The following is a 10056-nucleotide window of genomic DNA, read 5'->3' as shown; positions in this document are numbered from 1 at the left end:
CTCGACCACGATGTAGAACTCGTCCAGTCCTCCACCGGAGGTGGAGGTTTACTTTGGTTACAAGAAAAGGCGGTGCCGGAGGCACCGCCTTGTCAGGCCGGAAACCCGGCCGTGCCCGCGAGCCTGAGGAGGAGGAGTGCTCAAGCGGGCCTATGCGCTCCGAACGTCTTCCCGGAGGAGGGAGGAGGAGTGACCGGCAAGACGCCTGATCGGAACGCGTAGCTCGTTCTCGGCTCGGGCGAAACCGTTCCAGCGAAAACGAACTTTCGTTTCCTTTCGCTTGAAGCGCGCTTCGCCTTCGCTTCGATGGGCGTCTTATAGCGGATTCGAACGCGGGGGACAGTCCCTTTCCGGCATGGGAGCCATGCGCGAGACGCATACGTTAATGTCCAGCCCAGGCGTTCCGGCCGGCATCACCCTTCCGAGCCCCTCATCCGGCCTGCCGGCCACCTTCTCCCCGCAAGCGGGGCGAAGGGATATGTCTCACTGTTTCCCCAACCATTGACCGTTCACGAGGCAGGTCCCCTCTCCCCGCCTGCGGGGAGAGGGTTAGGGTGAGGGGCAAAGCCGCATATGTGACAGCTCTCGTTCCCTCCACCGCACGGATCGGCTAGATTGCCGCCACGATTCACCTGCCGCAGCGGAAGCCTCCCCATGTTCCAGAGTTTCGACGTCACGTCCACGCCCCACTTCGGCCGCGCCCGCGCCGATGCGCTGCGCGCCGCCTTCGACGGCCTCGGCATCGACGGCTTCCTCGTGCCGCGCGCCGACGAGTACCAGGGCGAATACGTGCCCGCCTCGGCCGAGCGGCTGTCCTGGCTGACGGGCTTCACCGGCTCGGCCGGCGTCGCGCTCGTCATGCGCGACCGGGCGGTCGTCTTCGTCGACGGCCGCTACGTGACGCAGCTCGCCGAGCAGGTGGACGGCACCGTCTTTTCCGGCGGCGACCTCGTCGGCGAGCCGCCGCATCTCTGGCTCAAGGCCCACGCGCCGAAGGGCTTCCGCCTCGGCATCGACCCGTGGCTGCACACCGGCGCGGAGGTGCGCCGGCTGGAGAAGGCGCTCTCCGCCCTCGGCGGCGCGCTCGTCTTCCTGCCGCACAATCCCCTCGACCGCCTCTGGAACGATCGCCCCGCCGAGCCGCTCGGCCGCGTGGCGATCCAGTCCATCGACCATGCCGGCGAGCTCGCCCGCGACAAGCTCGCGAGGATGGCGGAGGCGACGGCGGCGGCCGGCGCCGACGCGCTCGCCGTCACCGATCCCTCCTCCATCGCCTGGATCTTCAACATCCGCGGCGCCGACGTGCCGCACACGCCGCATCCGCTCGCCCGCGCGATCGTGCCGGCGGACGGCCGCCCCGAGCTCTTCCTCGACAAGCGCAAGACCGGCATCGAGGAGGAGGCCTATCTCACCCAGCTCGCCGACCTCGTGCCGCCGTCGCGGTTCGACGAGCGCATCGCGGCGCTGGCCGCCGAGGGCAAGCGCATCCTGATCGATCCCGACCAGGCGCCCTTCGCGCTCGCCGAGATCGTGCGCCGCAAGGGCGGCACGCTCGTCGAGGCCGCCGACCCGGCCCGCCTGCCGCGCGCGCAGAAGAACGCCGTCGAGCTTGCGGGCTCGGCCCGCGCGCACCTGCAGGACGGCGCCGCCATGGTCGAATTCCTCGCCTGGCTGGACGGCACCGAGCCCGGCTCGCAGACCGAGATCGCCGTCACGAGGAAGCTGGAGCAGGTCCGCCGCACGGTCGGCGAACGGCTGCAGAACCCGCTGAAGGACATTTCCTTCGACACCATCGCGGGTGCGGGCGCGCATGCCGCGATCATGCACTACCGCGTGACCACCGAGACCGACGCGACGATCGAGCCCGGCACGCTGTTCCTGATCGATTCCGGCGCGCAATACATCAACGGCACGACCGACATCACCCGCACCGTCGCCATAGGATCGGTGCCGGAGGAGCAGAAGCGCTTCTTCACGCTCGTCCTGAAGGGCATGATCGCCATCAGCACCGCACGCTTCCCCAGGGGAACCCGCGGCTGCGACCTCGATCCGCTGGCGCGCATCGCGCTGTGGAAGGCAGGCGCCGATTTCGCCCACGGCACCGGCCACGGCGTCGGCTCCTATCTCTCCGTGCACGAGGGGCCGCAGCGCATCTCGCGGCTTTCGACGCAGGAGCTGCTGGACGGCATGATCCTCTCCAACGAGCCGGGCTACTACCGCCCCGGCCATTTCGGCATCCGCATCGAGAACCTGATCCACGTGCTGCCGGCAGCACCGGTGGAGGGCGGCGACATCGAGATGAAGAGCTTCGCCACCCTCACCTATTGCCCGATCGACCGCCGCCTCGTCGTGCCCGCCCTGCTGACCGACGAGGAACTGGACTGGCTCAACGCCTACCATGCCGAGACGCGCGAGAAGATCGCGCCGCTCCTCGACAGCGACGCGACGAAGGACTGGCTGGAGAAGGCGACGGCGCCGGTCAGCCGATGAGGTGACGCAGGATCATCACCACGACCCAGCCCGCCGCCAGCATCGGCAGCACGCCGAGCCTGAGGCCCACGAGAAGCGCCGCGACGAGCGTGAGGCTCACGTCGAGCCCGCCCGTGACGGCCGACGGCGCCACCAGCGTCGTCAGCACCGCCGCCGGCACGGCGTTCAGCGCCGCCTCGACGCGCGGCGGGATGCGCTTCATGCGGGTGATCAGCACGTAGCCGCCGAAGCGCGTCGCATAGGTGGCGAGCGCGGCCGCGACGATGATCGCCACCATTTCGGGGCGGAACAGCGCTTCCATGGCCTAAGCCTCCCCCTCGACCGGGTCGCCGACCGGCGCCCCCGCCTCGTCGCCGTCGAGCGGCAGGAGTGCTGCGACGGCGATGCCGGCAAGCGCGCCGAGGCTCACGTGCCAGGGCGAGCCGACGAAGTGCAGCGCCAGGATCGAGCCCGCCGCCGAGGCGACGACGACCGGCAGCCAGTTGGCCCGGCTGCGGAAGCCGAGCACGAGGCCCATGAAATAGATCGGCAGGAGCACGTCGATGCCGATCGCCTCCGGATCGCCGATCAGGTTGCCGAGCACGCCGCCGAGCACCGTCAGCACGAGCCACGGCACATAGACGCTGAGGCCCAGCACGAGATACCAGACGAAGCCGATGCGGATGCCGGCATCGCCCCGCCGCTCGCTCTCGGCAAACAGCGGATCGATCAGCAGGAAGAAGCCGACGCATTTCTGCCACAGGCTGAAATGGCGGATATGCTTGGCGATCGCCGCCGAATAGAGCACGTGGCGGAAATTCACCGCGAAGATCGACAGGACGATCAGCCAGGGCGCGACGTGGTGGCTGAACAGCTCGACGCCGACGAGCTGGCTCGCGCCGGCATAGACGGTGGCGCTCATCAGCGCCGCCTCGGCGATGGTCAGCCCGTTGTCGACGGCGACGGCGCCGAAGAGGATGCCGAACGGGGCGGCGGAAATCACCACCGCGAAACCGCGCCGCGCGGCGTCGCGGATTTCCTGATAGGTCTCGGGAGTCATGACATGTCCTGATCGTGGAGCGAACGACATAGGGCAGCGGGCCGCCCGCGGCAAACCAATAAGCCTGATATGAGGATCAACGGCGCTGATCCATCGGCCCTTGCGGCCGCCCGCCGCCGATGCTCAGCCCTTGCGGAGCTGGAACGTGTGCTCCGGTCCCGGGAAGCTGCGCGCCTTCACCTCCTCCGCATAGGTGGCGAAGGCCTCGCTCATCACCGGCGCCAGGTTGGCGAAATGCTTGACGAAGCGCGGCTTGAAATCGGTGAAGATGCCGAGCACGTCGTCGACGACCAGCACCTGCCCGTCGCAGGCCGGCGAGGCGCCGATGCCGATGGTCGGGATGGTCGCCGTCTCGGTGATCTCGCGCGCCAGCGGCTCGACCGTGCCCTCGATGACGAAGGCGAAGGCACCCGCCTCCTCGATCGCCGCGGCGTCGCGGCGGATCTTCTCCACCTCGCGGTCGCTGCGGCCGAGCGAGCGGTAGCCGCCCGTCGTGTTGATGAGCTGCGGCATCAGGCCGACATGGCCGAGCACCGGAATGCCGCGCTGCGTGAGGAAATGCACCGTCTCGGCCATCTCCGCGCCCCCCTCCAGCTTGACGGCGCTGCAGCCCGTCTCCTTGAGGATGCGCGCGGCGGTGCGGAAGGCCTGCTCCTTCGATTCCTGGTAGGAGCCGAACGGCAGGTCGACGACGATGCAGGCGCTGGACGAGCCGCGCATGACGGCCTGGCCGTGGGCGATCATCATCTCGATGGTCACGCCGACAGTGGAATCGAGGCCGTAGAGCACCATGCCGAGCGAATCGCCGACGAGGATGAAATCGACGTGCTGGTCCATCAGCTTGGCGACCGGCGTCGTATAGGCGGTGAGGCTGACGATCGGCCGCTCGCCCTTGAGCGCCTTGATGTCGGCCGGGGCAAGCCGGCGCTTGGCTGTATGTACACTCATCGCTGGACACCCTTCGCGGTCTCAAGGATTTTCGGGTCGATGACCCGGTTGTCGAGGAGTTTCGTGCCCCCAAAGCGCACGAAAAGCAACAAAAGAACCGGCCTTTCGCCGATTTGCCCCACCTCGGCGAGCGTTTCCGGATCGCGCACCGCCACCACCTCCGCCGCGGCCAGCGGCTCGCGGGCGATGAAGGCGCGGACTTCCGCTTCGAGGCGCTTCGGATCGGTCTCGCCGGCGGCGACGAGCGCTTCCGCCGCCTCCAGAGCACGCGGCACGACGACGGCCGCCGCCCGCTCTTCGGCCGAGAGATAGACGTTGCGCGACGAACAGGCGAGCCCGTCCGCCTCGCGCACGGTCGGCACGCCGATCACGGCGACGGGCTGGGCGAGGTCCCCGGCCATGCGGCGGATGATGGCGAGCTGCTGGAAATCCTTCTCGCCGAAATAGGCGCGGTCCGGCTGGGCGATGTTGAAGAGCTTCGTCACCACCGTCGCCACCCCGGCGAAATGGCCGGGGCGCACGGCGCCTTCCAGCTCGCTCCCGAGCTTCGGCACGTCCACCACCGTCTCCATCGGCCGCGGATACATGTCGGCGACCGTCGGCGCGAAGAGGAAGTCGACGCCCTCCGCTTCCAGCATCGCCTGGTCGCGCGCAAGATCGCGCGGGTAGCGCGCGAGGTCCTCGTTCGCCCCGAACTGCAGCGGATTGACGAAGATCGTCGCCACCACGACGTCGTTTTCCGCCCGGGCCCGGCGTGCGAGCGCCATGTGGCCGACATGGAGATAGCCCATGGTCGGCACGAGGCCGATCGAGCGGCCGGCCCGCCGGTGGGGAGCAAGCGCCGCGCGCAAGTCCGCGATGGTGGTGAAGGTCTGCATCGACGCGTCTCCCTGCCCTCGCCCTCTCCCGCGGGCGATGCCTCCTCCAGGCGGAGGAAGCGGGCGCTTTCTATCTTGTGCAGCGCAAAAAGACAATCGGCAAACCACGCCCGCGCCGATGGCAGCCCTGCGCATTGCGCACTGTACTTTTGCCGCGCCGCGCATTAGGAAGCGGACGAGAAAGGCCCGGCGTATCCCGCCGGGGCTAGATGCCGGCCGCAAGGCGGCCGCAGAACCCGAATTCCGAAAGATCCCCGATGCAGAATTTCGAAGGCCTGGCCCCGGCCATGGCAAAGGCGTTGGAAAAACGCGGCTACACCACCCTGACGCCGGTGCAGCTTTCCGTGTCCGACCCGGCGATCGGCCATGCCGACGCCCTCGTCTCCGCCCAGACCGGCTCCGGCAAGACCGTCGCCTTCGGCCTGGCGCTCGCCCCGACGCTGCTTGCCGGCGAGGAGCGCTTCGGCCGCGCCGAAAGCCCGCTCGCCCTCGTCATCGCGCCCACACGCGAGCTTGCGCTTCAGGTCAAGCGCGAGCTCGAATGGCTCTACGAGCTGACGGGGGCCGCCATGGCCTCCTGCGTCGGCGGCATGGACATGCGCACCGAGCGGCGCGCGCTCGAACGCGGCGCCCATATCGTCGTCGGCACGCCGGGGCGGCTGCGCGACCACATCACCCGCGGCAGCCTCGACCTGACGAATCTCCGCGCCGTCGTGCTGGACGAGGCCGACGAGATGCTCGACCTCGGTTTTCGCGAGGACCTGGAATTCATTCTCGAGGCCGCGCCCGAGGACCGGCGCACGCTGATGTTCTCCGCCACCGTGCCGAAGGAGATCGCCGCGCTCGCCGCCAACTACCAGCGCGACGCGCTGCGCATCTCCACGGCGGCCGAACGCTCGCAGCATGTCGACATCGACTACCGCGCCCTGCTCGTCTCGCCCTCCGACCGCGAGAACGCCATCATCAACGTGCTGCGCTACTACGATGCGCAGAACGCCATCGTCTTCTGCTCGACGCGCGCGGCGGTGAACCACCTGACGGCCCGCTTCAACAACCGCGGCTTCTCGGTCGTGGCGCTGTCCGGCGAGCTCAGCCAGAACGAGCGCACCCATGCGCTGCAGGCGATGCGCGACGGCCGCGCCCGGGTCTGCATCGCCACCGACGTCGCCGCCCGCGGCATCGACCTGCCGAACCTGGAGCTGGTCGTCCATGCCGACCTGCCGACCAACCCGGAGACCCTGCTGCACCGCTCCGGCCGCACCGGCCGCGCCGGCCGCAAGGGGGTGAGCGCGCTGATCGTGCCGCTTTCCGCCCGCCGCAAGGCCGAGCGCCTCTTGCAGATGGGCAACCTCAAGGCCACCTGGGCGACGCCGCCCTCGGCCGAGGACATCCTCGCCCGCGACGACGAGCGCCTGCTTTCCGATCCGCTGCTGACCGACCCGATCGGCGAGGACGAGGCCGCGACTGTGGACGCGCTCGTCGCCCGCTTCGACGCCCGCAGCCTCGCCGCCGCCGTCGGCCGCTTCTTCAAGGCCGGCCGCTCGGCGCCGGAAGACCTGATCCCCGTCTCGCTCGACGCCCGCAAGCCGCGCGACGGCGAGGCCCCGCGCGAACCGAAGCGCCCGCGCGAGGCCTTCGGGGCGAGCCGATGGATCTCCGTCTCGGTCGGCCGCAAGCAGCGCGCCGAGCCGCGCTGGCTGATCCCCATGCTCTGCCGCAACGGCAACATCACCAAAAACGAGATCGGCGCCATCAAGATGCAGCCGGAGGAGACCTACATCGAGCTTGCGGCGGACGCCGTCGACGGCTTCCTCGGCGCGCTCGGCCCGAACGGCATGCTGGAGCGCGGCATCCGCGTGACCGCGCTGAAGGGCACGCCCGACCTCTCGGCCGCCCCCCGCGACTTCGAGCGTCGAGAGGGCTTCGCGCCGAAGCGCAGCTTCGACGACAAGCCCCGCAAGGATCGCCGCCCGGCCGAGGGCGAAGCGGACCGCAAGGCCGGCAAGCCGTTCAAGGGCGAAAAACCCTTCAAGGGGGAAAAGCCATTCAAGCCGAAATTCGCCAAGGCGCGGCCGGCCGCGGACGGCAAGGGACCGGCGAAGCCCACGGGCAAGAAGAAGCAATATTGATCGGGAGGGTTCACCCCTTCCCGCCAGCGTGTCCTCTCAAGGGCGGGACTATCGTCATGCAAGCCTGCCCCTCATCCTGATCCTCTCTCCGCAAGCGAGGAGAGGGGACTTGCCCTGCGGACGGTATCGGGTTGGGGAACGGCGCGGCATATCCCCTCTCCCCGCCTGCGGGGAGAAGGTGGCCGGCAGGCCGGATGAGGGGCCGGACATCCGCCGGCCCTGCAAGGCAGAGAGATGTCACGGTGTCCCCTCACCCCTTGATCAGCTCGAACCATCCGTCCTCGTCGATCACCTGAACCTCGAACTCCTTCGCCTTGTCGAGCTTGGAGCCGGCCCCCGGCCCCGCCACGACGAGGTCGGTCTTCTTCGAGACCGAGCCGGCGACCTTCGCCCCCAGCCGTTCGGCCATGGCCTTCGCCTCGTCGCGGGTCATCTTCTCCAGCGAGCCGGTGAAGACCACCGTCTTGCCAGCGACGGGGCTGGAGGAGACCGCCTGCGCCTCCGCCGCCTCCGGCGTCACCTCCTGGAGCAGCCGGCCGATCACGTCGAGGTTGCGCGGCTCCTTGTAGAACTCGACCACGGCGCGGGCGACGATCTCGCCGATGCCGGCGATGTTGTTGAGGTCGGCCCAGGCCTCGCCGGCAAGCGGCGCCGCCGCCCGCATCGCCTCCTCGAAGGCGGCGTAGGTGCCGTAGGCGCGCGCCAGCAGCTTGGCGTTGGTCTCGCCGACATGGCGGATGCCGAGCGCATAGATGAAGCGGTGGAGCGCGATCGAGCGGCGCGCGTTGATCGCGTCGTAGAGCTTTCGCACGCTCACCTTGCCGAAGCCGTCGATGTTCTCCAGCCTGGCGAGCGAGGCGGCCTGCCGCTTCTCCAGCGTGAAGATGTCGGGCGCGGTGCGGATCGAGAGCGCCGGGTCCTCCGCCGCGAAGAAGAAGTCGATCTGCTTCGCCCCCAGCCCCTCGATGTCGAAGGCGTTGCGCGAGACGAAGTGCTTCAAGTGCTCCACCGCCTGCGCGCGGCAGACGAAGCCGCCGGTGCAGCGCGTGACCGAATCGAGCCGGCCGGTCTTCTCGTGGCGCTCGCGCACGGCATGGCTGCCGCAGACCGGGCAGGTCTTCGGGAATTCGTAGGGCACGGCCTCCGCTGGCCGCTTCTCCATCACCACGTCGAGCACCTGCGGGATGACGTCGCCGGCGCGCTGGACGATCACCGTGTCGCCGATGCGGATGTCGTGCTCCTCGGTGCGGATGCGCTCGCCGCTGTTGCCGATGCCCTCGATGTAGTCGGCATTGTGCAGCGTGGCGTTGGTGACGACGACGCCGCCGACCGTCACCGGGATGAGCCGCGCCACGGGGGTGAGCGCCCCGGTGCGGCCGACCTGGATGTCGATGCGCTCGACGGTCGTGAAGGCCTGCTCGGCCGGGAACTTGTGCGCCGTCGCCCAGCGGGGCGAGCGCGAGCGGAAGCCGAGCCGTTCCTGAAGCGCGAGGTCGTCCACCTTGTAGACGACGCCGTCGATGTCGTAGTCGAGGTCCGGTCGGGCGAGGCCGATCTCGCGGTAATGGGCGATGATCGCCTCGACGTCGGTGAGCCGCTTCGTCAGCGGATTGACCGGGAAGCCCCAGGATTTCAGCGTCTCGATCATGCCGTATTGGGTATCGGCCGGCATCGCCGACATCTCGCCCCAGGCATAGGCGAAGAAGCGCAGCTTCCGGCTCGCCGTCACCGTGGCGTCGAGCTGGCGCAGCGACCCCGCCGCCGTGTTGCGCGGGTTGACGTAGGTCTGCTTGCCTTCGGCGGCCATCTTCTCGTTGAGGGCGAGGAAGTCGCTCTTGGCCATGTAGACCTCGCCGCGCACCTCGACCACCGCGGGCGCGCCGGCCGGCAGCCGGTTGGGGATCTCGCCGATGGTGAGCACGTTGGCGGTGACGTTCTCGCCGGTCGTGCCGTCGCCGCGCGTGGCGGCGGTGACGAGGCGGCCGTTCTCGTAGCGGATCGACATCGAGAGCCCGTCGATCTTCGGCTCGGCGGTGAACGCGATCGAACCGTCCGGCAACCGGCCGAGGAAGCGGTAGACCGAGGCGACGAAGTCGCGCACGTCCTCGTCGGAAAAGGTGTTGTCGAGCGAGAGCATCGGCCGCGCATGGACGATCGGCGCGAAGGTCGGCAGCGGCGCGGAGCCTACCCGGCGCGACGGGCTGTCGGCGCGCACGAGAGCGGGAAAGCGCGCCTCGATTTCCTCGTTGCGCCGCTTCAGCGCGTCGTAGTCGGCATCCGAGATCTCCGGCGCGTCCTGGCCGTGGTAGAGCTCGTCGTGCCGGGCGATCTCGGCGGCGAGATAGGCGAGCTCGGCGGCCGCCTCTTCTTCGGTCAGGGTATCGACGGGGGTCTTCGCGTTCGCCATGGCATGCTCCGGATTGCGGAGATGGTTTTAGAGCAAACTTGGCGAAAGAAAAGGTGGCCCCTGCCCCTCATCCCGCTGCCGCGACCTTCTCCCCGCAAGCGGGGAGAAGGGGCAAGCCGCGAGGGCTTCCCTTCCCTAGCGAGGAAAACATTGCCGCATATCCCT

General features: G+C 69.0%; 7 protein-coding genes. 2 read left to right on the top strand and 5 right to left on the bottom strand.

Annotated features, from left to right (window positions below; genetic code table 11):
- Positions 1 to 654 precede the first annotated feature (654 nt).
- Positions 655 to 2490, top strand: coding sequence for an aminopeptidase P family protein (locus NNZ72_RS22155; protein WP_257317859.1), 1836 nt, complete (start codon positions 655 to 657; stop codon positions 2488 to 2490).
- Here NNZ72_RS22155 and NNZ72_RS22150 read toward each other — a convergent pair.
- The 4 genes from NNZ72_RS22150 to panC all read right to left on the bottom strand — a co-directional run bounded on the left by NNZ72_RS22150 (position 2480) and on the right by panC (position 5355).
- Positions 2480 to 2791, bottom strand: a complete 312-nt coding sequence (locus tag NNZ72_RS22150) for an AzlD family protein (RefSeq protein WP_257317858.1) — start codon at positions 2789 to 2791, stop codon at positions 2480 to 2482. The two genes, NNZ72_RS22155 and NNZ72_RS22150, sit on opposite strands and share 11 nt — an antisense overlap.
- A gap of 3 nt (positions 2792 to 2794) precedes the next feature.
- Positions 2795 to 3529: an AzlC family ABC transporter permease gene (locus NNZ72_RS22145; RefSeq protein ID WP_257317857.1), complete on the bottom strand. Its 735-nt coding sequence runs from the start codon at positions 3527 to 3529 to the stop codon at positions 2795 to 2797.
- 123 nt (positions 3530 to 3652) lie between these two features.
- Positions 3653 to 4477: a 3-methyl-2-oxobutanoate hydroxymethyltransferase gene (panB, locus tag NNZ72_RS22140; protein ID WP_257317855.1), complete on the bottom strand. Its 825-nt coding sequence runs from the start codon at positions 4475 to 4477 to the stop codon at positions 3653 to 3655.
- Complete coding sequence (panC, locus tag NNZ72_RS22135; protein WP_257317854.1) at positions 4474 to 5355, bottom strand: pantoate--beta-alanine ligase; 882 nt, start codon at positions 5353 to 5355, stop codon at positions 4474 to 4476. The genes panB and panC overlap by 4 nt, the downstream gene beginning before the upstream one ends.
- Positions 5356 to 5612: 257 nt before the next feature.
- Here panC and NNZ72_RS22130 point away from each other — a divergent pair, with 257 nt between their 5' ends.
- Positions 5613 to 7484, top strand: a complete 1872-nt coding sequence (locus NNZ72_RS22130; protein WP_257317853.1) for a DEAD/DEAH box helicase — start codon at positions 5613 to 5615, stop codon at positions 7482 to 7484.
- 250 nt (positions 7485 to 7734) lie between these two features.
- On the opposite strand, the gene ligA is transcribed toward NNZ72_RS22130, so the two are convergent.
- Positions 7735 to 9891 (bottom strand): NAD-dependent DNA ligase LigA, encoded by a 2157-nt coding sequence (gene ligA / locus NNZ72_RS22125; RefSeq protein ID WP_257317852.1) that lies wholly within the window; start codon positions 9889 to 9891, stop codon positions 7735 to 7737.
- Positions 9892 to 10056 lie beyond the last annotated feature (165 nt).

This window comes from Shinella pollutisoli, from assembly GCF_024609765.1.
Lineage (GTDB): Bacteria > Pseudomonadota > Alphaproteobacteria > Rhizobiales > Rhizobiaceae > Shinella > Shinella pollutisoli.
The sequence above is the reverse complement of the archived record's forward strand: the minus strand, read 5'-3'. Positions and strand labels throughout refer to the sequence as shown.